Raw genomic sequence first — 24,808 nt, forward strand, 5'->3', positions numbered from 1 at the left:
GGCCTCTCCTCAGCCCAACGGCCATGGCAGGTCTGCGTATTCCTGCAGCAGCCCGGGCGGGAAATCGCGATTTAGCAGGCCCGCCATAACGCACATGAAGACGATGCCGCAGGCGGTGTAGATCGCGGCGGCAAGGTTGCCGAGCGCCGCGCGGGTTTTCAGGAAAGCAAAGAGAAACAGCCCCAAAGCGAGAATGAAGCCCAGCAAAGACGTCAAGATCAGCAGCCCTGCAAACCACGCCAATGTTGGCCAAAGCCCATGCGTCGCCTCCGCATCCTCGCCGTTCTTTTCGCGGTCAGCAAAGATCGTGTCTGTCTCAGGTTTCAGCATCATGCGGATCAGTAGCACCAAACATCCAACCAGACAGCCCCCCGCCACAAACATCGGGAAGGTCCGGTCACGGCTGAATGACGGAATCGAGGCCGCGTCGTAGAACGCATAGCCAATGTAGCCCGTCAGACAGAGCAGAAACACTAGCGGCGCGCGCTTGCTGCCGGACTGCACGTCGCCCTCGGCCATGATGTTCTTGGCCTGTCGCAAGCCCAAGACCACGGAGATTACGGTGATGACGATCAGCACAATCACGATGGGGGAGAAGATGTAATCCAGCCCCTCTTCAACGCCTTTGCGGAACCTCGATTGGGCGATCTGCAGCGCTTGGTTGGCATATGTCTCGGCGGGGTTGGACAGCACAAACCCGATCAGGAAGGCCGGCCGCGACCAGTCAAAGCGGCGCATCAAGATGCCGAGGAACCCGATCGCAAACAGTGCCACCAGATCCATCAGGTTTTGCCCAGATTGGAACGCCGCGAAGCTGATGATCATAAACAGGAACGGCGCCAGCAGGGAGAAACGGATGGTGGTCAGCTTGGCGATGCCGCCCGAAGCCGCGATGCAGATCACCGTGCCAACCACATTGGCCAACGCCAAAAGCCAGACGATGGAATAGGTGATGTCGAGGTTGTTTTTCAGCATCGCCGGGCCGACCTCGATCTGCCCAGATCCCAGCAGCGCGATCGCGCCAATGAAAATCGCCATGGAGCCGGAGCCGGGAATACCGAACAGCAGCGTCGGTACCAGCCCTCCCCCCTCTTTGGCGTTGTTGGAACTTTCCGGACCGATAACGCCGCGCACCTCGCCCTTGCCGAAGTTGGACTTGTCCGGCGTCGTCTGCACCGCGTGGCCATAGGCGATCCAGTCAACGACCGACCCACCAAGGCCAGGGATCACGCCAACCACCACCCCGATAATTGAGCAGCGCACCGAGAGCCAGACATTGGCAAACCAGTCCTTGACCCCGTCCAGCCAGCCGCCACCCAGCTGGGGCTCTTGGCTGATCGCGCGGTCTTGGCGGAGCAACGCGATGATTTCGGGGATAGCGAAGATGCCAAGACCGACAATGACCAGCTTCAACCCGTCGGTGAGGTAGGGGAAGTCGTAAGAGGACATGCGCAGATCGCCCGAGGAGGCACCCTCCCCGATGGTGCCGATCAACATGCCCAGCCCCGCAGCCACCAGCCCCTTAATGGCGACGCGTCCCGCAAGGATGCCTACCATCGACAGACCAAAAAGCGTGATCATCAACAGCTCCGGTGTGCGGAATTCTAGGACGATTGGCCGTGCAACCAGAATGAACAGTGTTAGGAAACTCGCGCCGACCAACCCTCCAAAGAGCGACGATGCAAAGGCCGCCGATAGCGCACGGGCCGCTTGCCCACGTTTGGCCATCGGAAAGCCGTCTAGCACAGTTGCCTGTGACGCCGACGACCCCGGAATGCCCATCAGCACGGACGCAAATGTGTCCGAAGTCGGCACCACCGCGACCATGCCGATCATCAAAGCAAGACCAAGGATCGGGTCCATCCCGAACATGAAGGGAAGCAGCAGTGACAAGCCAGCAATGCCGCCCAGCCCGGGGAACACCCCGATGCAAAGCCCCATCAACACACCTAGCACCAGATACCCCAGCACGACAGGTTGCAGGATCAGGGCCCAAGCGTCGCCAAGTGCTGGCAGCGCGGTTGCAATAATATCCATGCCGGCGCGTCTCCCGCTTTGCTTGTATAAGCGCCCCGCCCGTCACAGACGGGGCGCTCAAAAAGCAAAGCTTACTTCAGCGAAACGCCGTACTTGTCCTGCAGCCAGTTCACGACGAAGGCCTTCGCCTCTTCTGGAACCTGAGTCGCGCTAGCCAAAGCGGTTTGCGCCTTATCGCCTGTCATCTGCGGGTACTTGCCCAAACGTGCGCCAGAAATCTCAGCGAAGTCCGCGCGCGCTTTCACGTCCTCAAACGCCTTGGTGTAGGTCACGATGGCATCGTTCGACGCCCCGTTTGGCAGGAACACCATTTTCTGCGCAGGGAAGCCTGCGACAAAGAAGGCCTTCCAAGCGTCCCATTTTTCGCCCGAGGTTTCACACCCTTCGGTCGCATCGCATACCTCCTTGAAGGTCGGGATGTCGGGGAATGTGGGGTCACGGACGATGTCGCCCGCTTCATCCAGCGAGCCCCAAGTCATCATCGGCACGGCAGTGCCTGCTTCGACCAGAGGCGTTACGCCCTTCAGGTATGAGGACGACGTTTGGTAGTCGATATTCGCCTCGCCGCGCTCGAACATCAAACGACCATCACCGCGGCCTTTGATGCCCATGACACTTTCGACGTTCAGGCCCAGCATTTCCCACGCCAGGGTCGGTACAAGATCCAGACGCGTCGCACCCTGGTTGCCGTAGATGAAGTCTTCGCCTTGCAGACCGGACGCATCTAAGCCGTCCATCTTGGCCGCCATCTCAGGCGGCAGGTAGGCCACGCCACCGGTGCCGGACGCCAGCACAACATTCCAGTCGGCGTAGTTGTATTTCACCCGAGGGTCGCCCAGCAGGAATGGGAATTGGGTAGAGCCCGAGGACCCGAAGATCAGCGTGCCGTCGTCATAAGACTGCTCTTGGAAAAAGTTGGCACCCTTGGTGGAGCCCGCACCCGGCATAAACTTCACAACGACCGTTGGCTGGCCAGGCAACGCCTCAGACAGAAGCGGCGCGTAGAAATTTGCCCATTTGGCGGAGCCGCCGGTTTCAGAGAACGGAATGATCCATTCGACGGTTTTGCCCGCCAGATCAATCCCGTGCCCGCCCGCATTCGCTTGCAGGCCAAAAGACGCAGCCGCTGCGGCAACAAGGCCAAGCGCCGCGCGACGCGTTGTTTTCAATTTAGACATGTTTTCCTCCCTGGAAATGTCACCCCGCCCTCCCGAGACGTGGCATACATACGTAAAAACCACGCGGACGCCGCGCAGTTGATCTTCACAAACTGACCTGCGAACCTTGCATGAAACTTGCAGCGGCGAAAAAAGATGCGGATCACGTTGGTCGAAGATAATATTGGGCTCTCCAAGGGCATAGCGTACCGGTTGCAGGATGAGGGTCATGCTGTGGACATTCTGCATAACGGCACGGACGCCGCAGAATTTTTGGCAACGGACACATCAGACCTGATCATTCTCGATATCAACCTGCCCGGAAAGGACGGGCTGGAAATCCTACGCGAGCTGCGCGCCCGTGACGACCCACGCCCCGTCGTGCTGCTGACCGCACGCGCCGAGATCAAGGACCGCGTGATCGGTCTGGATGCGGGTGCCGATGACTACCTCATCAAACCCTTCGAGATGGACGAGCTGGAGGCCCGCGTCCGCGCACTCAGCCGCCGCAGAGCGGACAAATCCCGACAGGTGCGCAACATCGGGCCGCTACAATTCGACGTGGCCGCGCGCCAGCTGACAGCAGAAGACACAGCGCTGGACATCCCCCGACGGGAGCTGTCTATCTTCGAATGCCTTATCCTCGCGGATGGCCGTCGCATCACCAAATCTGCGCTTCTTGACCATGTGTACGGCACCGGCGCCGATGTCGAAGAGCGCGTGATTGAGGTCTATGTCTCTCGCCTCCGGTCAAGGCTGAAACCCCACGGCGTCGAAATCAAGTCGGCCCGCGGCCTCGGCTACCAACTTCAGCACTCGCCCGGCAGATGAACACCCGATCCCTCCGCCTGCGGCTGATCTTCATCATCTTGATCCCCCTCCTGCTCGTTGCAGGGATTGCGGCGGTCTGGCAGCTACAAACGACGACGAAACGCGCAGAGGATATCTTTGATCGCGGACTGCTGTCCGCGGCTCTGGCTATTTCACGTGATGTCGCCCTGTCAGGCGGTGACGCGCTCAGTTCTTCAACGCGGCGTTTGGTCAATGACACGTCGGGTGGAGAGCTGTTCTACCATGTCTTCGCCCCGGATGGCGTGTTCGTAACAGGCTACGCGACCCCTCCCGCATTGGGGGCCAACCTGCCTACCGATCAGGAAGATCCATACTATTTTGACGCTTTGTATCAGGGTCAGGCGGTTCGCGTGCTCCGCTTTCGTGACGCGATGTCCGTGGACGGGCTAACCGGTTTGTTCACCATAACTGTCTGGCAACCAACACAAGTCAGGGCTTCGTTTGTCCAAGCTGTTGGCTTTAGGGCAATCGGGGTTATCGCGCTGATTGTGGGTTCTGTCGCCGCAATCGTTTGGTTTGGCGTCGGACTAGGCCTGCGCCCACTTCTGGATCTGCAAGAGGCGATTGCGAAGCGCACCCCAAGCGAGCTCGAACCCATACGCCGTAGCGTCCCCGTTGAAGTCAGGGGCGTCGTGTCCACCCTTAACTCGCTACTCGACCGGGTATCACGGCGGATCAGTTCAAAGGACGAATTCATTTCCAACGCAGCCCATCAGCTCCGCAATCCCATAGCGGGCATACTCGCTCTGGCGGAAGCTGTTGAAAGTGCACCAAATGCCAAGGCCGCGAAATCCCGGAGCAAGGAACTGGTTGCCGCGGCGCGTGACGCCACCCATCTGACAAACCAACTCCTTTCCTTCGAGCGGGCCAGCGGCGATGCTCAGGACGTTCGACGAGACCGGATTGAGGTGTCAGAGCTTATCACCACTTGCCTGACCCGCCTCAACAAGGACGTTGGGAAAAAAGATGTTGAAATCATAGTCGCCCCAGCTTCAGAGAGACTTCACCTGCTCGGTGACGCGTTGATGTTGCAGGAAGCCATTTTGAACCTGCTCACCAATGCACTTGTTCACGGCGGGCCTACATTGTCCCGGATCGAAGTCTCGGCGCGACGCAGTGGGGAAAATGTCGAGATTGCCATTCAAGATGATGGCCGCGGAATCCTGCTTGAAAAACTCGATCAGGCGCGTGTCCGCTTCGGTCAGGCAGATGCAGGCCCGGGCAGCGGGCTCGGTCTTTCCATCGTAGAACGCGTTTTGGATAACCACACCGGTCATTTCGAGCTAAGGCCAACAGGCAACGGCCTCCGCGCTGTGGTATCGATGCCGTCCATCCGGTCATAGTCGTTTTCCGATGCCACGGAAGTGCTAAGCGCGTTCTTCGGAATCAACTTCAAATCTCAAACCGTCTCCTTTCTCAATATCTTGCGAAAACAGCCAGTCCAGTCACACAACGTAAAGGGGCATATCACCCGTTCATCCACAGTATCTTGTATCTCTGTTGGGGGATGGCTCCGAATCCTCAGGGGGATCGGTGGATTTTTCTTTTTAATCAATTACTTGGGTGATTTTTTGGCGGACTGGGGAGGATTCGAACCCCCGACCCCTTGATTCGTAGTCAAGTACTCTATCCAACTGAGCTACCAATCCGCGGTAGGGGCGATGTAACGCCCAGATATTCGGTTTGCAAGTGCAATCGGCGCGGTTAATGGCCTATTCCGCCGCCTGCCCAATCTCCAAGGGGTGCTTTGGCAGGCGAAGTATGAATTCCGTCCCTGTCTCGTCCGTCCTCGACAAGCTCAGCTCGCCTCCGTGGCCCCGCACAAGTTCGGATGCGATGACCAGACCCAAGCCGGTGCCGCCCTTTCGGACGCCGCCTTCAAATGGCGTGAAAAGATGCTCTTGCGCCTTTGGCGGCAACCCGGGGCCGGTGTCGCAGACCAGCAGTCGCCAGTCCGTTTCGCCCTCTTCGGCGCTGATCTTGATCGTGCCGTCCTTTTTGGACGCCTCGATCGCCTGCCGCGCGTTGCGGACCAGGTTGCCAAGCACCCGGAACAGTTGATCCTCATCGGCCCGCACCATCAAGCCGGGCTCAACCTCGTCAATCAGTGTCACCGTGCCGTCCGAGGCCAGACGCTCGCCCTCAATCACGTCATCGACCAATCGCGGAAGATGAACCATTGAGAGGCTTGGGGGCGGTTCCTCCACCCGGCCAAAGGCCAGCGTCCCTTCGCACAGGTTTACCGCGCGGCTCAAAGAATTCACCAATTTGGGGGCCGAGCGTTTCACCGCCGGGTCCTCACTGCTTTCCATGCGGTCGGCCAGCAGGGTCGCTGTGGTCAGGATGTTGCGCAGGTCATGGCTGATCTTGGCAACCGCGCCGCCAAGCTGGGCAAGCCGCTCCTTTTGCTTCAGCGACCCGGTGAGTTGTTTTTGCATGGCCGCCAAGGCGTCCTCTGCGGACCGCAATTCCGTGATCGTGGCTTGGGGCGTGATGATGCGGCTGGCGTCCTCAGGGGCCTCGGCATAGACCTCCATATGGCGGACCACCCGTTTGACCGGTTTCACCATGAAGCGGCCGACGGCAAAAAACAGCAGTAACGCCGAGATGACCGAGATCACCAGCGAAAGCCACAAGATGCGCAGCCCGTAATCGATCATTGCGGCCCGCAGCGGCGCTTGCGGCATCGTCACATCAATCAAGGTACCTGCTGAATTGGTGGGAGCCCCAATGGCGCGAATGACGCCCTCGGCGGGCATGAAGATTTGCATCATCGCGCCGCGGATCAGGTAGAATGCCGACGGGTCGCGGAGATCAACCATGGTGGTGACCTGCCCGGGCACGGGTGAAGACAGGACCAGCTGGCTGACCGCGTCACGGCGCAAGGCGACGTTATAGACCCCCGCATTGTCCAGCAGCTCCTGCGCGAGGTCGGATGAAATGACCGCGTCCTCTGAGGCGAGAACCGACAGGGACGCGATCTGCGCCTTCTCCAGCCGGGCGTTCAGGTATTCCTGCCGGAACCGCGCGATAGAGGGCACAAAGATCAGGATCTCTGCCACCATCACAAAGATGATGGACAAAATCAGAAACCGACCAGAAAGTGACCTAATCAAATGAACCTCCAAGCGCCGCCGCTATGGCAGAAAGCGCTGCACTAGCCCTACAACCCGTTTGACCATCGCACTTTCAAACAGTCTAGGGGAGAAATAAGCACCTGCCGCCCTTTTGTTAACCTCTCCGAGCGTCGGGTAGGGCGCAACCATGCCCGCAACCTGGCTCATCTTGAGGTTATTTGCGATTGCCAAGGCCCAGACACCGATCAGATCACCCGCGGATGCGCCCACGATTGAAGCGCCGACGGGGCGGCCCTTCACCACCATGACCTTGATCAGGCCCGTGGTTTTTCCCTCAGCGATAGCCCGGTCGTTTTCATGAAACTCAAAGCGGGCAACTTCCATGCCGTCGCCGTGCTTTTCGCGGGCCTGCGCTTCGGTCAGGCCCACTTGGGCAAGTTCGGGGTCGGTGTAGGTGGCCCATGGTATGTGGCCTTGCTTCGCCTTTGACGGCAACCCAAAGAGGATGGAGCGGATCACCACGCCAGCATGGTAGCCCGCGACATGGGTGAACTGCAGCTGACCCGCCACATCGCCAATCGCATAGACCCTTTTGTTCGAGGTCCTCATCGACGCATCTACCTTGATGCCTTTGCGGTCAAACGCGATATCCGCCTCTTCAAGCCCTAGATCGCCAGTGTTGGCGGCGCGGCCCACGGCCATCAGAAGATGGGTGCCTTTGAACACCCGGCCATCCTTGGCCTTGACGGTGATTGCACCCGCCTTGCCGGTGATTTCTTCGGCCATGGCATCCTCTTCGATCACCATGCCCTCTTCCCGCATCCTGTCGAGCACGATCTTGGCAAGCTCGGGGTCGTCCTTGCCCATCGCCTTCATGCCCTCGATCACGGTGACCTTGGAGCCCAGCCGCAGATGCGCCTGCGCCATCTCGATCCCGATCGGGCCGCCCCCTACAATCAGCAGGTGTTTGGGCAGGTCCCGCAGGTCCCACAGGCTTTCATTGGTCAGGTATGGCACCTTGTCCAACCCCGGAATGGGCGGCACGAACGGCGCAGAGCCGGTCGCAATGACAACACGCCGGGCGGTTATCTCATGATCCCCTGCCCGCACAGTGTTGGCACCAACAAAGCGGCCGCGTTCCTGGATGACATGCACCCCGAGACCTTCAAAGCGCTCAACGCTGTCAACCGGCGCAATTGTCTCGATAACCTTGTGCACATGATCCTTGGCCGCTGCGTAATCCACCTTAGGGGTGACATCGGCTACGCCAAACTTCGCGCCGTTGCGCAGCGCATGCGCCTGCTTGCCCGCCGCGATCAGCGCCTTTGACGGCACGCAGCCGTAGTTCAGGCAGTCCCCGCCCATTTTGTGGTCTTCCAGGAGCACAACCTTTGCCCCCATCTGCACCGCTCCGGCGGCAACGGACAGCCCGCCGGAGCCGGCGCCAATGACCAGCAGGTCCGTTTCGATCTTGCTCATCGCTCAGATACCTTCTTTGCCGCGCACGGCTTTCAGCAGTATCGGCAACGCGGCCAATGCGCAAAGACCTAGGATTGGCAGCAATATGTGGGGCTCAAAGATGATCCCGAGATTTGGTGTCTCGCCGCGTTCAAAAACCTCGCCCAGCCCTGCCCCAACCGAGGTATAGACAACCGACCCCGGAATAATGCCCAGAAAGGTCGAAATAACGAAGCGCCGGTAGGGCACGTCGACCAAAGCGGGCACAAGGTTTGCGACGAAGAACGGGACAGCGGGCACCAGCCTAATCAAAAACAGGACGGACCATTGGTTCTCGTCAATGCCGTCTTTGATCTGTTTGACCAAGCCCGAGCCTGTTTCCATCTTGTCGGCAAGCTTGTCTCCAAACCCGACGCGGGCAGCCGTGAAAATGGCGGTCGCGCCTATGGTCGCGCCTATCACGTTGTACAAAGCGCCCGGAAACGTGGCGAACAAGAAGCCACCCGTCAATGTAGCGATTGCGGCACCTGGCAGCGAAAATCCAACGATGAGGATGTAGATCGTGATGAATGACAGTACGGCCAACACGTAGTTGGCATCGCGGAATTCGATCAATGCCTCGCGGTTGTCGCGCAGCGTGTCGAAGCTCAGGTAATCTCGCAGCAGAATGGCCCCCAGCACAGCGGCAACGCCAATTACGATGATCGGCAGGCGCCTCTGTAGCGCTGATTTGTCGGGCATCTGGGTCATGTCACTCATTTGGTCGTGTCCTCGGAACGAAAAGTTGCCCCTTCATGCCGAAATCAGCCCCCAAGCGATACCACGCTCACGGGGGGTTGATCTGGAGTGAACACTACAGCCACTTTTCATCCCGCAAAGCCACTGATTGCCGCAACGGGCGCAGGGCAATTGTGCATTCCTGCGCGATTTGTTGCAAAAACAGGCCCAAGAGGCGTGCCATTGCCGTTGACGGGCGCGCGGGCGGTGTCTATGACGCGGGTTCTGAATACATTTGGGCCTCGAATCTGGTCGATTTTCCGCCCGCATCCGCAAGGAGGCTCACGATGAGCAAACGTACATACCAGCCGTCGAACCTGGTTCGCAAACACCGCCACGGGTTCCGCGCACGCATGGCAACCAAAGCCGGCCGCAAGATCCTGAACGCGCGCCGCGCCAAAGGCCGGAAATCGCTGAGCGCGTAAGCGCCGCCGATTTCTGTATCGCTTTGAAACCGCCGGAGGCACCCGTGGCAGGACGCAACGTCCTGGTCGCGGAAACGCCGCCGGCGGTTTCCGTTCGTCTGGAGGTTCTGCGCAACCGCTCCGATTTTCTCAGAGCGGCGAAAGCAGACCGCACGGGCCAACCCGCCTTCCTGCTGCAAGCACACAACCGGAAAGACGATGACCCCAAAATCCGCGTTGGGTACACCTGCTCCAAGAAAGTCGGCGACGCCGTCACTCGAAACCGCGCGAAACGCCGCCTACGCGAAGTTGCACGCGCGGTGTTGCCGTCTTTGGGCCACGCTGGCTACGACTATGTGCTGGTCGGCCGGCCAAGCGCCACCGTGGATCGCAACTTCGCCCAGATGACCGACGACCTGCGCCGCGCTTTGAGTAAGCTGCACACATGAGCCCGTTGGCCTTCATCATATCGCTGCCCGTACGCGCCTACCGCAAGACGTTCAGTTCCTGGGTGGGTTTCAACTGCCGGTACGACCCGACCTGTTCGGCCTACGCGATGCAGGCGCTCGAAAAGCACGGCGGCATCAAGGGCACCTGGCTCGCGGCTAAACGCGTGCTGCGATGCCACCCGTGGGGTGGGATGGGCGTGGACGACGTGCCCGATTAGAGCGCAACCTTCCCTTCCCACACCAATATCCGGCCTCTATAAGCGCCGTATGCTTGATCAATCCGACGACATTCACCCGCTCTTTCATGGCGCGCCTTCGACCACCGAGTTCAAGAAGCTGCGCAAGCGGATCATCCGCGACACCCGCGCAGCCATTGATGACTTTGCGATGGTGGAACGCGGCGCCAAGTGGCTGGTCTGTCTGTCAGGCGGCAAGGACAGCTATACGCTGCTCGCCGCACTGACGGAGCTGCAATGGCGCGGCCTTTTGCCGGTTGAGATCGTGGCCTGCAACCTCGACCAGGGGCAGCCCAACTTCCCTGCAACCGTGCTGCCTGAATTCCTGGAGCGGATGAAAGTACCGCACCGCATCGAATACCAGGACACGTATTCAATCGTCGTCGACAAAGTCCCCGCCGGGCGCACAATGTGCGCGCTTTGCTCCAAGCTCAGACGGGGAAACCTCTACCGCATCGCGCGGGAGGAAGGCTGCACCGCTGTTGTTCTGGGCCACCACCGCGACGACATTTTGGAGACCTTTTTTCTGAACTTGTTCCACGGGTCCCGGCTGGCCACGATGCCACCCAAACTCGTTAACGAAGAGGGCGATTTGTTCCTGTATCGGCCTCTCGCCTATGTTGCCGAGCAAGATTGTGAGAAATTTGCGACCGCGATGAACTATCCGATCATCCCATGCGACCTTTGTGGCTCGCAAGACGGGTTGCAGCGACAAAACATCAAGCAGCTGCTGAACGGTTGGGAGGCACAAGCCCCCGGCCGCCGCCAAAAGATGTTTCGCGCATTGATGAACGCTAGACCATCCCACCTGCTTGACCCGAAGCTTTTTGATTTTCAGGGACTTACCGCAGGTACCACTGAATTTGACGAAAATGTTCCGCATTTGCGGGGCGAGGATTAACGATATCACCTGAAACGACGGCTAGACCCGTGGGCAGTTCAACTGCGGGGTGTTCCATGTCGGCGTCAGGCACAATTACAACTAGAATAAGAGCAAGGCTAAACCGCCCCAGCACTTTGCGCTGGTACAGCGTTTGTATTTTGCTGCCCCTCAGCGCAATTGCGGCTTACGTGATAAACGCTGACGCCGCCTTGCTGGGGATTGCGCTATTCGCGATCGGTCTCACCCTGATTTACATCCCGGTGTCTGCGCAGCCAATGGCCCGCAAAGCACCAAAGTCACGCAATGATGGGATCGATTCGCTGATCGCTTCGCTTGACAATCAGCTGACGCAGGAACCGACTTTCCAGAAAACCGCCTGTATCGCCATCAGCATCGATGACACTGCCGACCTCAGAAGAAACTGGGATAAGGCCGCTTTCGATCAGGCCGTTGCCGAAACCGCCCAACGCATGAGCAGCATTCTGCGATCCGGTGACGAATTGGTCCGGCTTTCAGATACATCATTCGGGATCATGGTCTGTTCGGTGCGCGCCCCGGAGACGAGCGCGGTGATCACGCTATGCGAACGTCTAGAGGACATTTCGGCCGAACCCATCCAGATTGATGGCGGCATTCTCAATCTCACGATTTCAGCGGGTTTTTGTATCGACGCCAGGGCACCCGAAAGAAACGGGGTCTCGATGCTCAGCGCTGCACAAGCCGCACTTAAGGAAGCAGAACAAAACGCTCCACGGGCTATCCGCGCCTTTTCCCCCAAGACGGCCGCCCCAGTCAAAAGCGCCCTCTCCAGTGAGGTGGTGGAGGCTTTGCGCGAGGGGCAAATCAATCCATGGTTCCAACCGCAAATCTCGACAGACACGGGTGAAATCACTGGGTTCGAAGCGCTCGCCCGATGGGACCATCCAACCAGGGGAAATTTGCCGCCATCGGCTTTCATTCCCGCGCTTGAAGCATCAAGCCGGATGGAGGAACTTGGTGAAAACATACTGAACCACGCGCTTAGGGCACTGGTGGAATGGGACAAGGCAGGTGCCATTGTGCCATCCGTTGCCGTGAATTTCGCCACGCAAGAGTTGCGAAACCCAAGTCTGGTTGAGCGAATCAAATGGGACGTTGACCGGTTTGAATTGGCACCGGCGCGCCTGACGGTCGAAATATTGGAAACCGTAATATCCGAGCATGATGATGACATCATCACGCGAAATATTCGGGCACTTGGGGCGCAGGGCTTCCGGATCGATCTCGATGATTTTGGGACTGGCCATGCCTCGTTGTCCAACATCCGCCGCTTCGCTGTGGACCGGATCAAGATTGACCGTTCCTTCGTGGTCAACGCGGATTCCGACCCTGAACAGCAGCGCATGATTGCGGCCATTGTCGGCCTTGGCGAACGCCTTGGAATTGAGACGCTGGCGGAGGGGGTGGAAAATATCGGCGAGCAATCCATCCTGTCACAACTCGGCTGCAGCCATTTGCAAGGTTTTGCAATTGCCAGGCCTATGCCTTTCGACAAAACTGTCGACTGGATTTTGCAACATCAAAAGTCATTGAACACCTCGCCTATGCTAGGAAACAGGGCGGGCTAAAACACCTGTTTTTCATAGTGGAATTCATCGCCGCTATTGGGAAAACCGCTTGACCTTTGCCCGCCCAGCATATTGAACCACCTGCACATTCTTTTGACAGGTGGCGGCTCCAAAAATGGACGATCAGAACAAGAACCTAATTCTTGCGACAGCGCTCAGCTTTCTCGTAATCATGGTATGGTTTTTTATCTTTCCTCCTGAAGAACCTGTCCAACAAGTCGCAAACGAGGCGACGACATCCCAACCGGCAGCAGATGGCACGGTCCTACCGCCAAGCGCAGGCTTAGAAGGCAGCACGATCGAGGCCACAACTCCGCAGGAATTGCGCGAAACGGCGCTTGCCGCCGGTGACCGCATCACGATTGAAACCCCACGGGTTGAAGGCTCAATCTCCCTGACCGGCGGCCGGATCGACGATCTGTCACTGAAGGATTACCGCGAAACGCTGAACGAAGAATCAGACATTGTGACGCTCTTCTCACCAGTTGGCAGTGCGCATGGTTACTATGCGCTTTACGGCTGGGTCCCCGGTGGCAATCTGACCTTTGACCAGGTCCCGAGCGCCAACACGGCCTGGAACCTGGAAAGCGGGTCGGAGCTGACTGTCGGCTCCCCCGTGACCCTGAAATGGGACAATGGCGCAGGGTTGATCTTCCGCCGGACCATCGCAATTGACGAAAACTACATGTTTGACGTCACTCAAACCGTTGAAAACACGACCAATGCGCCTATTCGGGCCTACCCCTACAGCATGTTGGTGCGTCACGGCGAGCCGACTGACCTGAAGAATTTCTTCATCCTGCATGAGGGCATCATTCGTCAATCCGGCGAGGAGTTGACCGAGATCGACTATGACCATGTCCAGGATTTTGACATCGACACGGCCGAGCGCGGTCATGTCGAAAAAGAGGCCTCCGCCGGCAATGGCTGGATTGGCTTCACCGATCACTACTGGATGTCGGTCCTGATTCCAGACGCCAAACAGTCTTTCGAATCCGTCACGAAATATGTGCCGGGCAGCGATCGGTATCATACTGAAATGCGCCTGCCAGTGATGGAAATCGCGGCTGGCACAACCGGCAAAGCGCATACCCAGCTTTACGCAGGTGCAAAGGAATGGGACACCATCCGCACCTACCAGCGTGACGGCGGCGTCTACAAGTTTCTCGACAGCATCGACTGGGGCTGGTTCTTCTTCCTGACCAAGCCAATTTTCGCGGTGCTGCACTGGCTGAACACCATCATCGGCAACATGGGTTGGTCGATCATCGTCCTGACCCTGCTGATCAAGGCGCTGCTATTGCCGCTGGCCTACAAGTCCTACGTTTCCATGGCGAAGATGAAAGAGCTGCAGCCAGAGATGGAAAAGCTCAAGGAAAGCGCCGGCGACGACCGACAGAAGATGCAACAGGGCATGATGAAGCTCTACAAAGACAACAAGGTGAACCCAGCTGCTGGGTGTTTGCCGATCCTGATGCAGATCCCGATCTTCTTCTCGCTCTATAAGGTGATTTTCGTCACGCTTGAGCTGCGCCACGCGCCGTGGGTAGGCTGGATCAAGGATCTCAGCGCGCCTGACAGCTCTTCGCTGCTGAACCTCTGGGGCATTTTGCCCTTCGCCGGACCGGAGCCGGGGTCCATCATGGCCCTGATCTTCATCGGTATCCTGCCACTGATCCTCGGCGTGTCGATGTGGCTGCAGCAAAAACTGAACCCTGCGCCCACCGATCCGACGCAGGCGATGATCTTTGCATGGATGCCATGGGTCTTCATGTTCATGCTGGGCAGCTTTGCATCCGGTCTGGTGTTGTACTGGATCGCAAACAACGTCATCACTTTCGTGCAGCAATACGCGATCATGCGCAGCCAGGGGTATAAGCCGGATCTGTTTGGCAACATCAAATCCAGCTTCAAACGAAAGCCGAAAGTAGAAGAATGACCATCACCTTAGCCCACCTTTGGCGCCACCCGATCAAAAGCCACGGCCGCGAGGCTCTGGAGCGGGTTTCGCTAGAGGCGGGCAAGACGATGCCATGGGATCGCACATGGGCGATCGCGCATGAGGCTGCAAAAACGGACGGCTCTTCCTGGGCGCCCTGCGCCAACTTCTCGCGCGTGGCCAAAGCCCCGAAGCTGATGGCGATCGCATCTGAACTGGATGAGACCACCGAGATGCTCACCTTGTCCCACCCTGAGCAACCGACGGTCACGATCCACCCAGAACGCGACGCCGAACAGCTGTTAGATTGGGTGCGCCCGCTTATGCCGGAAAATAGGGCCGCATCAGCCCGCATCATTCGCGTGGCCGGGCGCGGGATGACCGACTCGGACTTCCCTTCAATTTCCATCGCTAATCTGGCCAGCAACGCGGCGGTCGCAGACAAGGTTGGAACCGAGCTGTCCCTAATCAGATGGCGTGCAAACCTCTGGCTTGACGGGCTCGAAGCGTGGGAAGAATTCGAATGGGTTGGAAATACCGTTCAGATTGGCGACGTGAAACTAGCAGTCGAGGAACGCATTGGGCGTTGCCTTGCCACCACCGCCAACCCGCAAAGCGGGGAACGGGATGCCGATACGCTCGGCGCGCTCAGGGAATGGGGCCATCAGGACTTCGGCATTTACGCCAAGGTTATTGAGGGCGGTGAAATCAAACTTGGCGACACGGTCCGGGTGCTGTAGGGCAAGGCCACCCAGCGGATCGGATCACACCATGGCCTTCACATTCACAATCGCGGACGAGCCGGACCCCGCAAACGCGGAGCTTGGTCGTAAGCTCTTTGCAGGCGAGACTGACTTTCTGAAAGGCGTCGTGGCCATGAGCGGCTTGCCGGAGGCTGACCGCAAAGAGGTGTGCTTTGCCGGGCGGTCAAATGTCGGGAAATCCAGCCTGATCAACGCATTGACTGGCCGCAAGGCACTTGCGCGAACGTCCAACACACCTGGCCGGACACAAGAGATCAACTTTTTCACGCTGCAGGACGAACACTACCTCGTCGATTTGCCCGGCTATGGCTTCGCCGAAGCCCCGCTGCCGGTTGTCGAAAAGTGGCAACGCCTGCTCAAATCCTACCTGTCCGGCCGCCAGACCCTGCGCCGCGCCTTCGTGCTGATTGACGCGCGCCATGGCGTCAAGAAGGTCGATCAGGACATTCTCACCCTGCTGGACAAGTCCGCCGTCACGTTTCAGGTGGTCCTGACCAAAGCCGACAAGATCAAAGACAAAGACCGCAATAGGCTGGTCCAGCAGGTCAGCGACGCCTTGGCCAAGCATCCGGCCGCCTTCCCCGAGATCGTGATGACATCATCCGAGAAGGGCGAAGGCATCGCCAATCTGCGCAGCATCATCGCCACGTTGGAGTAGAGCCTAAACGTGCTGAGCGCCGTTTACCTCGATCTCTGTGCCGGAAATGTAGCTCGATTCATCAGAGCAAAGGAAATGGATTGCGGCGGCGACTTCTTCAGGTTGGCCCAGCCGACGCATGGGCAATTCGTCAACGATTTTGTCAGTGCCTGGCGACAAGATCGCAGTCTCAACCTCCCCCGGCGCAATGGCGTTTACTCTGACGCCCAAAGGCCCGAAATCATGCGCCATTTCCCGTGTCAGTGCGGTAAGGGCCGCTTTTGACGTGGCATAGGCCGCGCCAGCGAAGGGATGCACCCGGCTTCCCGCAATGGATGTGACATTTACGACTGAGCCGCGCGCATTTGCCAGTTCCTCCCGCATCCCGCGCGCCAGAACGACCGAGGCAAAGAAATTCACATGAAACACATGGCCCCAGGTTCGCAGGTCCGTATCAAGGGTGTTCAATCGCGCGCCCTCTTCGCCCTTCGGCGAAATGCCCGCGTTATTCACCAAAGCATGTAGCTTCCCATTCAGCCTGCCGCGAATATCCTGGATGGCCTCAATCGTGTTTTTGGGGTCGGACAGGTCAACCTGCACATGGTTTTCGGCCCCCCCACCCCACGGGCATTCCTCTGGGAAAGCATGTCTCGAACAGGTGATGACGCGCCACCCCTCAGCGTTGAAACGCCGCACAGTCGCATGGCCGATGCCGCGACTTGCCCCGGTTAGCACAAGAATTCTCTGTTCATCGCTCATGCCGGCACCTCTTTCACGCAAACCCTAACGCGACGGCGCGGAATTACAATGCGGGGCCGCCGGGCTTGGCAGGGCTACGCGCAAAGGCTAACAGGGGGCTGCATATTGTTGGAAACACTGATGAAAAAGCAGACATCCATGAACCAAGACTGGATCGCCACAGCCCGCACCTTGTCCGAGGCACTGCCCTACCTGCAGCGCTATTCCGGGGCGACTGTTGTCATTAAGCTCGGCGGGCACGCCATGGGCAGCGACGCGGGCATGGCAAGCTTCGCGCGAGACGTCACCTTGATGCGCCAGGTGGGCATCAACCCGGTGGTGGTGCATGGCGGCGGGCCGATGATCAATGAGATGCTCGACAAGCTCGGCGTCAAAACCGAGTTCGTCGACGGCAAACGGGTCACGGATGCCGCGACCGTCGAAGTGGTTGAAATGGTGCTGTCTGGACAAGTGGGCAAACGCATCGTGCAAGCGATCAACGATCAGGGCGGCCGCGCGGCTGGATTATCGGGCAAGGACGCCAACATGATCGTCTGCGAGCCTAGCGATCCTCGGCTGGGTTTGGTGGGTGAGCCGACACAGGTTGATACCGGCCTTATAAAACAGATGTTTGCGGCTGGTGTCATTCCCGTCGTAGCCCCCCTCGGGACAGGCAAAAACGGCGAGACCTACAACATCAACGGAGACACCGCAGCCGGGGCAATCGCCGCTGCGCTGGACGCAGATCGCCTTCTTTTGCTGACTGACGTCTCGGGCGTAAAGGGGGCGGATGGTGAGGTTTTGACCGAGCTTTCGGCAAAAGACATCGACGCAATGACGGCTGACGGTACGATTGCAGGGGGGATGATCCCCAAAACCGAAACTGCGCTGTCAGCCCTCAAAGGCGGGACCAGAGCGGTGGTCATACTTGATGGGCGTGCGCCCAATGCATGCCTGCTTGAGCTGTTTACCGAACATGGCGCGGGCTCGATCATCCGGCTGTAGGTTCACGCAAACGTGGTGGTCCTGCGTCACCGCGCCTCTTGCCTGCCAGCAGGCGGGCTGTAGGTTTGGCGCATGGAAAACGAAACTCTCCTCCGATTTGGCGTCTTTCTGGGCCTATTTGCGCTTCTCGCGTTGGTTGAAGCGGTCATGCCGCGCAGGGAGCGGAGCCAAACCCGCCAAGCTCGGTGGGTGACGAATTGGGGCATCACGATCGCGAACACGGTTTTGCTGAATGTCATGGCCTTTGCGCTGCCCCTGCTCGCTGTCGGTGCGGCAATTGACGCAGGAAACCAGGGCTGGGGTCTGTTTAACAGCGTGTCACTTCCGCTGGCACTGGAGATCATCCTGGCCATTCTAATTCTCGATTTTTTCATTTGGCTACAGCATCTTATTACCCATAAGGTGCCGATCCTTTGGAGACTGCATCAGGTTCATCACGCCGATGTCGATATTGATGTGACCACGGCCATCCGGTTCCATCCGCTGGAAATCGCCTTGTCAATGCTGCTCAAGATCGGGCTGGTTTACCTGCTGGGGCCAGCCGCTGTGGCGGTGATCTTGTTCGAGGTGATCCTGAATGGCACCGCTATGTTCAACCACGCCAATATCAAACTGCCCCTGTGGCTGGACGCCATTGTGCGCCGGGTGATGGTGACGCCTGACATGCACCGCGTGCACCATTCAGTGCATCGCCATGAGCATGACAGCAATTATGGCTTCGCTCTGTCGATCTGGGACCGGATGTTCCGCACCTATATTCCGCAACCAGCTGAGGGGCATGACGACATGAAAATCGGGCTTCAATGGCAAGATGACCGACCATCCAAGTTGGGCTGGAGTCTTGCCCTGCCCTTCTTGAGAAGGTGACCTACGCAGAGATCGAGCGGTTGGCGGAGGTTAACAACCTCTTAATTTTGGGCGGCATTCACCCTGAAAACAAAGAACATTTGCCTGAGTGGTGCGAAACTCTTGTTCTTTTGGGACCAACTTCCGACTTTTGGGCCGATTTTTCGACCTCGCCAGAGTGGCTGGACCAACGCCCCGACCCGATGGACCGGTGGTCAGAGCGCGTTCTGAACGCCATGGCGCGAGACCTGAAAGGGGAGGCAATCTTCCCGTTTGGCGGCCCCCCGTTTAAGCCGTTCTTCAGCTGGGCGCTTGAAACGGGCCAAACTTGGCAGAGCCCGGTCAACTTGCTGGTTCATAGCACGCAAGGGTTAATGGTGTCCTACAGGGGCGCACTGGCATTGCGGGAGAGGCTCGATTTACCACCTGCCGGGGAAAGGCCGTGTGACACCTGCCCGCAGCCTTGCCTGACGGCCTGTATCCCGCGCGCATTGACAGCAGACAGGTACGATGTGCCGGGCTGCAAGGCCCATATCAGCAGCGAAAAAGGGCGCGAAAACAAACAGCTAGGTTGTTCCGTCAGGCGGGCTTGTCCGGTGTCGCAAAGCTATGCAAGGATGAGTGAGCAAAACGCCTATCATATGCGCATTTTTCTGGGAGAAGACCGCTGAAACTCATCCTTGTCCGCCACGCCAAATCCAGTTGGGATGACCTGACGCTTGATGACCATGACCGCCCGTTGAATGAACGCGGTGAAGCTGGCGCGGAACGGATGGGAGCTTGGCTTGCGGATCGCGGCCACGTCCCGAAAACGCTTCTGTGTTCCACGGCAAAACGCGCCGAAATGACGGCGAAAATCCTGATGGAGCAATTTGCCGACAAGCCAGTTACTGATTACATATCAGGGCTTTACCACGCGACGCCTGACACCATTTTGGCCAAGATCAGAAACGCCCCGGCAGGTGATTTGATGGTGGTGGGCCACAACCCCGGGATGGCCAGCTTTGCCGATTTGATCAGCGAAACAAGGCCCAAGCATGAGCGGTTTGCCAGCTTTCCGACGACCTCTACCTTGATCTCGGAGGTGCATCTGGACAGCTGGAAAGACCTGAAATTCGGGGATGCCAGGCTGATCAACTTCGTGGTTCCAAGGGACCTGAAAGTGCTGCTTTAGGGCGTACACACCCCGTACACAGCGCGTACACACCCTGTACCGACACCAGTCATCAAAGCAAAGGCCCCGTAGCGAGACGCCCGGGGCCTTTGCTTTGATGTAACGCGCGGTACCTAGTGGCCGAGGATCTGGCTGAGGAACAGCTTGGTCCGCTCGGATTTCGGGTTGTTGAAGAACTCTTCCGGCTCGTTCTGTTCGACAATCTGGCCCTGATCCATGAAGATCACGCGGTTGGCGACCTGACGGGCGAAGCCCATCTCGTGGGTCACGCAGAGCATGGTCATGCCTTCTTCGGCCAGCTCGATCATGGTGTCGAGCACCTCTTTGATCATCTCAGGGTCAAGCGCCGATGTCGGTTCGTCAAACAGCATGATGCGCGGGCGCATGCACAGCGAGCGCGCAATGGCCACACGCTGCTGCTGACCACCGGACAATTGGCCGGGGTACTTGTCGGCCTGTTCCGGGATTTTCACCTTCTCGAGGAAGTGCATCGCGGTTTCTTCGGCTTCCTTCTTGGGTGTCTTGCGCACCCAGATCGGGGCCAGCGTGCAGTTCTCGAGGATCGTGAGATGCGGGAAGAGGTTGAAGTGCTGGAAGCACATGCCAACCTCGGACCGGATCTTGTCGATGTTCTTTAGGTCCGACGTCAGTTCGGTCCCATCCACCATGATCTGGCCTTGTTGGTGTTCCTCCAGCCGGTTGATACAGCGGATCAGCGTCGACTTGCCGGACCCCGAGGGGCCGGCGATGACGATACGTTCGCCACGCTGCACGGTCAGGTCGATATCCTTGAGCACGTGGAACGTACCGTACCACTTGTTCATGTTGGTGATTTGGATCGCGACCTCATCCGAGACTTGCATCTTGGAGCGGTCGATTTCGCGGTCAGTTGCCAGGTCAGACATTATTCAGACCTCCTTTAGTGAGACGTTTTGAGCTTACGCTCAAGATACATGGAGTAGCGCGACATCGAGAAACACACGACGAAGAACAACAATGCGATGAAGCCGTAGATTTCCCAGACGATGCCGTTCCAGTCGGCGTCGGCGCGGATCGCGTTCGACAGACCAAGCGGGTCCAGCAGGCCAATGATCGACACCAGCACGGTGTCTTTGAACACCCCGATGAAAGTCGACACGATGCCCGGAATGGAAATCTTCAGCGCCTGCGGCATGATGATCAGCCGCTGCGCCTGCCAGTAATCGAGGCCGAGCGAGTCGGCGCCTTCATATTGGCCCTTCGGCAACGCAGCCAGACCACCCCGTATCACCTCGGCCATATAGGCGGCGGCAAACAGGGTCACCATGATCATCACCCGCAGGATGATGTCAAAGTTCGTGCCCGGCGGCAGGAAGATGTTGAGCAGCGTGGAGGCCACGAACAGCAAGGTGATCAGCGGCACACCGCGGATGAATTCAATGAACCCAACGCATAGCGCCTTGACGATCAACAGGTCCGACTGACGCCCAAGCGCCAGCACGATGCCAATCGGCAGCGAGCACATGATGGCCACAACCCCGATGGTGATCGACAGCATGAAGCCACCGAACTTGCGGGACTCAACCGGCTCTAAACCCAACGGGATGGCGCTGTGAATGGCGTCCGCGACCGGGCTGACCCCGTAGAGCCAAAACAGGACCGTCGCCAGCACACCAACGATCAGCGCCGCGAGGGATCCGATCTTGTCCGCGCCGTATTTGATGATCAGGTAGCCAAGGACCAGCCCTAACATCACCATGACAGGCAGCCAGACGGAACCGCCCCACAAGAGCCAAGGCATCATGAACGGGTAGACCGCAGTCATGTAGAACAGCTTGCGCGGCACCTTGTCGAACAGCACCGGCGCAATTGCCACGAAGAGTAGGCCAAGAGCCAGCACCGGACGCCAGCGCAGATCAGCCGCCCCATCAGAGCCATTGGGATAGAACCCGAAGAGCAGCTGCTGCCACCGATCCGAGATCACCCCCCAGCAAGCGCCACCATGGCCAGGGCCATTGATTTCGCGGCACTCGTTCAGCGACAGGGCGCCCCATGTAGGGGACAAGAGCCATGGCACCAGCCCCCACAGGATGTAGAGCACGAATGCCAGCGACACGAGCGTCAGGATGGTGTTGAAGGCCCCTGAGAACAGGTTGGCCTTGGCCCAGCCCACGACCCCAACGGCGGTCGAAGGCGGCGCCTTCTCTTCCAACATGGTTTCGCGGACGAAGGCGACGGAATTTGCGTTTGTGTCACTCATCTTAACGCTCCACCAATTGCATACGCGCGTTGTAGACGTTCATCACCGCCGAGATCAGCAGCGAGATCGTCAGGTAGATCAGCATGCCCAGCAGCACCGTTTCCAGCTCGCGGCCGGTTTGGTTCAGCGTGATGCCCATCAGCGTGCCCGTGATGTCCATGTACCCAACGGCAATCGCCAGCGACGAGTTCTTCGTCAGGTTGAGATAGTTGGAGATCAACGGCGGGATAATGACCCGCAGCGCCTGCGGCAGCACCACTAGGTTCATGATGCGGTTCGGGCGCAGACCCAAAGCGCCGGCGGCCTCCGACTGGCCCTTGGAAATGGCCAGAATACCGGCACGTACGATTTCCGCGATGAAGGCCGCCGTGTAAAGCGACAGCGCCAGCCACAACGCGATCAACGAGTTGCGCAGGTGCAACCCGCCCTGGAAGTTGAAGCCCTTCAGCTCCGGCACCGACCATGTCAGCCCGAAGATCACGAACAGCGCCAGCATCGGCACAAAGATGATACCCAGCTGCAAGTACCACGTCGTCGGGCGCACCCCGGTAGCGTTCTGCGTCGCCGTCGCCTTCTTGCGCACCAGCATCACCGCCCAAATAGAGACGGCGAGCACCACCAAAATGATCAGCCAGTTGATACCGGGAGAAATGCCGCCATTCAGCAACGGCGCGGGAACGTAGACGCCCCGGTTGGTGACAGCGAAGAGGTCAAGGAACATCGACGCGCTTGCATCCTCTCCCCTGAACGCGCGCGGCGCCGGCAGGCTTTCGGTGATGACCGCGAAGACTAGCAGGATCCACAGCAGCACTGGCACGTTGCGGAACATCTCCACATAAACGGCCATGATCCGCGACACGATCCAGTTGCTGGACAACCGCGCCACCCCGATCAAGACGCCAAGGACGGTGGCCAGAATGCAGCCCAGGACCGCAATGACCAATGTGTTGAGTATACCAACGAAGGCCGCCCTGAGGTGGGAGGACCGCGACGTGTATTCAATCAACCGCTGGTTGATGTCATAGCCCGCCGGTTGGTAGAGGAAACCAAAGCTCGGCTCTTTGCCGAGATCTGCGAGGTTCTGGGCGGTGTTGGCGATAAGCCAGCCGAACAGTATCAAGAATCCGATCAACGCTACGACCTGAATGGTCAGGGAGCGATAGCGGGTATCATAAAGGAGCATAGAAAGCCGGAACGACTCCCTGGGAGGGTCGGTGATTGTCGTCATCTAGGACGTTCCCCGTTGTTGGCTGGCCCAGTTAAGCAGATGCACGTCGTTGCGTGCGGGTGGTGCCAGTTATTGGTTGGTAGCAGATAGCATAGGTCAGATAGGAAAAGGGCGCGGTATGAACCGCGCCCTTGCCGTAGAAGTTTTTACCGGAACGGTGGCGAGTAGATCAGGCCGCCGTCGGTCCACTGTGCGTTCAGGCCGCGGGCCAGACCGATTGGAGTGGCTTCGCCGATGTTCTTTTCGAACAGTTCGCCGTAGTTGCCGCCAGCGGCAATCGCGTTTTTCGCCCAGTCAGCGGACAGACCCAGCATCTCGCCCAGGTTACCTTCGGTACCCAGCAGACGGTTGATTTCAGGGTTGTTGCCAGCAGCAGCCGACATGTCGCCGATGTTGGCGGAGGTCACACCCAGCTCTTCAGCTGTGATCAGCGCGTTCAGAGTCCAGCGCACGATGTCGCCCCACTCGTTGTCGCCGTGACGTACCAACGGGCCCAGAGGCTCTTTGGATACGATTTCCGGCAGCAGAACGTGAGCCGACGGATCTTCGAAAGTCGCACGTGTCGCGGCCAGGCCGGATGCGTCTGTCGTGTAGACGTCACATGCGCCAGCAAGGTACTGCTGCTGAGCTTCTGCGTTGGTTTCGATTGGAACCGGCTCGTACGAGATGTTGTTCGAACGGAAGTAGTCCGCCAGGTTCAGCTCGGTTGTTGTACCGGTCTGGATACAAACGGTCGCGCCGTCCAGTTCAGTTGCGGACGAAACGCCCAGCTCTTTTGGAACCATGAAGCCTTGGCCGTCATAGTAGTTCACGCCAACGAAGGTGAACTTCAGGTCCACGTCGCGCGAGAATGTCCACGTGGTGTTACGCGCCAGCATGTCGATCTCGCCGGAGGCCAGAGCGGTGAAGCGTGTCTTACCAGTTGTTGGAACGAACTCAACAGCTTGGGCGTCGCCCAGAACAGCTGCTGCAACCGCGCGGCATACGCCAACGTCGAAACCTTCCCAGTTACCGTTTGCGTCCGGAGCCGCAAAGCCAACCAGACCAGTGGTCACGCCGCAGTTCAGTTTACCGCGGGCTTTGACCTCGTCCATGGTCGCAGCAGACACGCCACCGGCAACGATGCCAGCAACTGTCAGTGCTCCAAGAAATACTGATTTTTTCATTTTTACCTCTTCCTGATGGTCCACCCAATTTGCGGGTGGTGGTAGTCCGGTCTTTTCGACCGAGAGCGATACGTGGAGAGTTTCTCCCCCCGATGAGGGCCGATAAGGCCAAAAGCGGGACGTAAGGTCAAGGAT

General features: G+C 58.5%; 24 protein-coding genes and 1 tRNA gene. 14 read left to right on the forward strand and 11 right to left on the reverse strand.

Going from position 1 to position 24,808, the window contains the following annotated elements; translation table 11 throughout:
• Positions 1-9: 9 nt before the first annotated feature.
• Positions 10-2,037 carry a tripartite tricarboxylate transporter permease gene (locus tag Q0899_RS09605; RefSeq protein WP_299192487.1) on the reverse strand — a complete coding sequence of 676 codons (2,028 nt, stop codon included), beginning with the start codon at positions 2,035-2,037 and terminating at the stop codon, positions 10-12.
• 71 nt (positions 2,038-2,108) lie between these two features.
• Complete coding sequence (locus tag Q0899_RS09610) at positions 2,109-3,215, reverse strand: tricarboxylate transporter (protein WP_298355590.1); 1,107 nt, start codon at positions 3,213-3,215, stop codon at positions 2,109-2,111.
• A 135-nt stretch (positions 3,216-3,350) separates the two neighbouring features.
• On the opposite strand from Q0899_RS09610, the gene Q0899_RS09615 reads away from it, so the two are divergent.
• Both Q0899_RS09615 and Q0899_RS09620 read left to right on the forward strand, forming a co-directional pair.
• Positions 3,351-4,025: a response regulator transcription factor gene (locus tag Q0899_RS09615; RefSeq protein WP_298355587.1), complete on the forward strand. Its 675-nt coding sequence runs from the start codon at positions 3,351-3,353 to the stop codon at positions 4,023-4,025.
• Complete coding sequence (locus Q0899_RS09620; RefSeq protein ID WP_298355584.1) at positions 4,022-5,389, forward strand: sensor histidine kinase; 1,368 nt, start codon at positions 4,022-4,024, stop codon at positions 5,387-5,389. Before Q0899_RS09615 ends, Q0899_RS09620 begins: the two co-directional genes overlap by 4 nt.
• Before the next feature lie 229 nt (positions 5,390-5,618).
• On the opposite strand, the gene Q0899_RS09625 is transcribed toward Q0899_RS09620, so the two are convergent.
• The 4 genes from Q0899_RS09625 to Q0899_RS09640 form a co-directional block, all read right to left on the reverse strand.
• Positions 5,619-5,695, reverse strand: a tRNA-Arg gene (locus Q0899_RS09625).
• Between the two features lie 63 nt (positions 5,696-5,758).
• Positions 5,759-7,162, reverse strand: a complete 1,404-nt coding sequence (locus Q0899_RS09630; protein ID WP_299192492.1) for a HAMP domain-containing sensor histidine kinase — start codon at positions 7,160-7,162, stop codon at positions 5,759-5,761.
• A gap of 21 nt (positions 7,163-7,183) precedes the next feature.
• Positions 7,184-8,602, reverse strand: a complete 1,419-nt coding sequence (locus tag Q0899_RS09635) for an FAD-dependent oxidoreductase (protein WP_299192495.1) — start codon at positions 8,600-8,602, stop codon at positions 7,184-7,186.
• Positions 8,603-8,605: 3 nt separating this feature from the next.
• Complete coding sequence (locus tag Q0899_RS09640) at positions 8,606-9,340, reverse strand: TVP38/TMEM64 family protein (protein ID WP_298299355.1); 735 nt, start codon at positions 9,338-9,340, stop codon at positions 8,606-8,608.
• 305 nt (positions 9,341-9,645) lie between these two features.
• Between Q0899_RS09640 and rpmH the strand changes: the two genes are divergently transcribed.
• The 8 genes from rpmH (at position 9,646) to yihA (ending at position 16,298) form a co-directional block, all read left to right on the forward strand.
• The gene (rpmH, locus tag Q0899_RS09645; protein WP_298299358.1) at positions 9,646-9,783 is read left to right on the forward strand and encodes a 50S ribosomal protein L34; all 138 of its coding nucleotides are present in this window, start codon (positions 9,646-9,648) and stop codon (positions 9,781-9,783) included.
• A gap of 44 nt (positions 9,784-9,827) precedes the next feature.
• Positions 9,828-10,211, forward strand: a complete 384-nt coding sequence (rnpA, locus tag Q0899_RS09650) for a ribonuclease P protein component (protein ID WP_299192499.1) — start codon at positions 9,828-9,830, stop codon at positions 10,209-10,211.
• A complete protein-coding gene (gene yidD / locus Q0899_RS09655; RefSeq protein ID WP_298299366.1) occupies positions 10,208-10,429 on the forward strand; it encodes a membrane protein insertion efficiency factor YidD in 222 nt (73 codons plus the stop codon). Before rnpA ends, yidD begins: the two co-directional genes overlap by 4 nt.
• A 49-nt stretch (positions 10,430-10,478) precedes the next feature.
• Entirely contained in the window at positions 10,479-11,348 is an 870-nt protein-coding gene (gene ttcA, locus Q0899_RS09660; RefSeq protein WP_299192502.1) for a tRNA 2-thiocytidine(32) synthetase TtcA, read from the forward strand.
• 257 nt (positions 11,349-11,605) lie between these two features.
• Entirely contained in the window at positions 11,606-12,937 is a 1,332-nt protein-coding gene (locus Q0899_RS09665) for a bifunctional diguanylate cyclase/phosphodiesterase (RefSeq protein ID WP_299192504.1), read from the forward strand.
• Between the two features lie 115 nt (positions 12,938-13,052).
• Positions 13,053-14,876 (forward strand): membrane protein insertase YidC, encoded by a 1,824-nt coding sequence (yidC, locus tag Q0899_RS09670; RefSeq protein ID WP_299192506.1) that lies wholly within the window; start codon positions 13,053-13,055, stop codon positions 14,874-14,876.
• Positions 14,873-15,616 carry an MOSC N-terminal beta barrel domain-containing protein gene (locus Q0899_RS09675; protein WP_299192508.1) on the forward strand — a complete coding sequence of 248 codons (744 nt, stop codon included), beginning with the start codon at positions 14,873-14,875 and terminating at the stop codon, positions 15,614-15,616. The genes yidC and Q0899_RS09675 overlap by 4 nt, the downstream gene beginning before the upstream one ends.
• Before the next feature lie 31 nt (positions 15,617-15,647).
• Complete coding sequence (gene yihA, locus Q0899_RS09680) at positions 15,648-16,298, forward strand: ribosome biogenesis GTP-binding protein YihA/YsxC (protein WP_298299380.1); 651 nt, start codon at positions 15,648-15,650, stop codon at positions 16,296-16,298.
• Positions 16,299-16,301: 3 nt separating this feature from the next.
• On the opposite strand, the gene Q0899_RS09685 is transcribed toward yihA, so the two are convergent.
• Positions 16,302-17,036 carry an SDR family oxidoreductase gene (locus Q0899_RS09685; RefSeq protein ID WP_299192510.1) on the reverse strand — a complete coding sequence of 245 codons (735 nt, stop codon included), beginning with the start codon at positions 17,034-17,036 and terminating at the stop codon, positions 16,302-16,304.
• Between the two features lie 138 nt (positions 17,037-17,174).
• On the opposite strand from Q0899_RS09685, the gene argB reads away from it, so the two are divergent.
• The 4 genes from argB (at position 17,175) to Q0899_RS09705 (ending at position 20,040) form a co-directional block, all read left to right on the forward strand.
• Positions 17,175-18,020 carry an acetylglutamate kinase gene (argB, locus tag Q0899_RS09690; protein WP_298362597.1) on the forward strand — a complete coding sequence of 282 codons (846 nt, stop codon included), beginning with the start codon at positions 17,175-17,177 and terminating at the stop codon, positions 18,018-18,020.
• Positions 18,021-18,092: 72 nt separating this feature from the next.
• Positions 18,093-18,887, forward strand: a complete 795-nt coding sequence (locus Q0899_RS09695; protein ID WP_299192513.1) for a sterol desaturase family protein — start codon at positions 18,093-18,095, stop codon at positions 18,885-18,887.
• A complete protein-coding gene (locus tag Q0899_RS09700; RefSeq protein ID WP_298299390.1) occupies positions 18,884-19,537 on the forward strand; it encodes a ferredoxin in 654 nt (217 codons plus the stop codon). The genes Q0899_RS09695 and Q0899_RS09700 overlap by 4 nt, the downstream gene beginning before the upstream one ends.
• Before the next feature lie 5 nt (positions 19,538-19,542).
• Positions 19,543-20,040, forward strand: a complete 498-nt coding sequence (locus tag Q0899_RS09705) for a histidine phosphatase family protein (RefSeq protein WP_298299569.1) — start codon at positions 19,543-19,545, stop codon at positions 20,038-20,040.
• A 113-nt stretch (positions 20,041-20,153) separates the two neighbouring features.
• Here Q0899_RS09705 and Q0899_RS09710 read toward each other — a convergent pair whose 3' ends face one another.
• The 4 genes from Q0899_RS09710 to Q0899_RS09725 form a co-directional block, all read right to left on the reverse strand.
• Positions 20,154-20,945, reverse strand: coding sequence for an amino acid ABC transporter ATP-binding protein (locus Q0899_RS09710; protein ID WP_299192515.1), 792 nt, complete (start codon positions 20,943-20,945; stop codon positions 20,154-20,156).
• 14 nt (positions 20,946-20,959) lie between these two features.
• Complete coding sequence (locus Q0899_RS09715) at positions 20,960-22,279, reverse strand: amino acid ABC transporter permease (RefSeq protein WP_299192517.1); 1,320 nt, start codon at positions 22,277-22,279, stop codon at positions 20,960-20,962.
• Between the two features lies 1 nt (position 22,280).
• Positions 22,281-23,507: an ABC transporter permease subunit gene (locus Q0899_RS09720; RefSeq protein ID WP_298362486.1), complete on the reverse strand. Its 1,227-nt coding sequence runs from the start codon at positions 23,505-23,507 to the stop codon at positions 22,281-22,283.
• A 146-nt stretch (positions 23,508-23,653) separates the two neighbouring features.
• Complete coding sequence (locus tag Q0899_RS09725) at positions 23,654-24,673, reverse strand: amino acid ABC transporter substrate-binding protein (RefSeq protein WP_299192519.1); 1,020 nt, start codon at positions 24,671-24,673, stop codon at positions 23,654-23,656.
• Positions 24,674-24,808 lie beyond the last annotated feature (135 nt).

This window comes from uncultured Litoreibacter sp., assembly GCF_947501785.1.
GTDB lineage: Bacteria > Pseudomonadota > Alphaproteobacteria > Rhodobacterales > Rhodobacteraceae > Litoreibacter.

Coding starts and splice junctions, on each gene's coding strand:
- Q0899_RS09640 (WP_298299355.1), bottom strand. CDS start 9,340: ATGAGTGACATGACCCAGATGCCCGACAAATCAGCGCTACAGAGGCGC.
- yihA (WP_298299380.1), top strand. CDS start 15,648: ATGGCCTTCACATTCACAATCGCGGACGAGCCGGACCCCGCAAACGCG.
- Q0899_RS09615 (WP_298355587.1), top strand. CDS start 3,351: ATGCGGATCACGTTGGTCGAAGATAATATTGGGCTCTCCAAGGGCATA.
- Q0899_RS09635 (WP_299192495.1), bottom strand. CDS start 8,602: ATGAGCAAGATCGAAACGGACCTGCTGGTCATTGGCGCCGGCTCCGGC.
- Q0899_RS09620 (WP_298355584.1), top strand. CDS start 4,022: ATGAACACCCGATCCCTCCGCCTGCGGCTGATCTTCATCATCTTGATC.
- Q0899_RS09695 (WP_299192513.1), top strand. CDS start 18,093: ATGGAAAACGAAACTCTCCTCCGATTTGGCGTCTTTCTGGGCCTATTT.
- Q0899_RS09610 (WP_298355590.1), bottom strand. CDS start 3,215: ATGTCTAAATTGAAAACAACGCGTCGCGCGGCGCTTGGCCTTGTTGCC.
- rpmH (WP_298299358.1), top strand. CDS start 9,646: ATGAGCAAACGTACATACCAGCCGTCGAACCTGGTTCGCAAACACCGC.
- Q0899_RS09715 (WP_299192517.1), bottom strand. CDS start 22,279: ATGAGTGACACAAACGCAAATTCCGTCGCCTTCGTCCGCGAAACCATG.
- Q0899_RS09685 (WP_299192510.1), bottom strand. CDS start 17,036: ATGAGCGATGAACAGAGAATTCTTGTGCTAACCGGGGCAAGTCGCGGC.
- argB (WP_298362597.1), top strand. CDS start 17,175: ATGAACCAAGACTGGATCGCCACAGCCCGCACCTTGTCCGAGGCACTG.
- yidD (WP_298299366.1), top strand. CDS start 10,208: ATGAGCCCGTTGGCCTTCATCATATCGCTGCCCGTACGCGCCTACCGC.
- Q0899_RS09605 (WP_299192487.1), bottom strand. CDS start 2,037: ATGGATATTATTGCAACCGCGCTGCCAGCACTTGGCGACGCTTGGGCC.
- Q0899_RS09710 (WP_299192515.1), bottom strand. CDS start 20,945: ATGTCTGACCTGGCAACTGACCGCGAAATCGACCGCTCCAAGATGCAA.
- yidC (WP_299192506.1), top strand. CDS start 13,053: ATGGACGATCAGAACAAGAACCTAATTCTTGCGACAGCGCTCAGCTTT.
- Q0899_RS09725 (WP_299192519.1), bottom strand. CDS start 24,673: ATGAAAAAATCAGTATTTCTTGGAGCACTGACAGTTGCTGGCATCGTT.
- Q0899_RS09720 (WP_298362486.1), bottom strand. CDS start 23,507: ATGACGACAATCACCGACCCTCCCAGGGAGTCGTTCCGGCTTTCTATG.
- ttcA (WP_299192502.1), top strand. CDS start 10,479: ATGCTTGATCAATCCGACGACATTCACCCGCTCTTTCATGGCGCGCCT.
- Q0899_RS09665 (WP_299192504.1), top strand. CDS start 11,606: ATGGCCCGCAAAGCACCAAAGTCACGCAATGATGGGATCGATTCGCTG.
- Q0899_RS09675 (WP_299192508.1), top strand. CDS start 14,873: ATGACCATCACCTTAGCCCACCTTTGGCGCCACCCGATCAAAAGCCAC.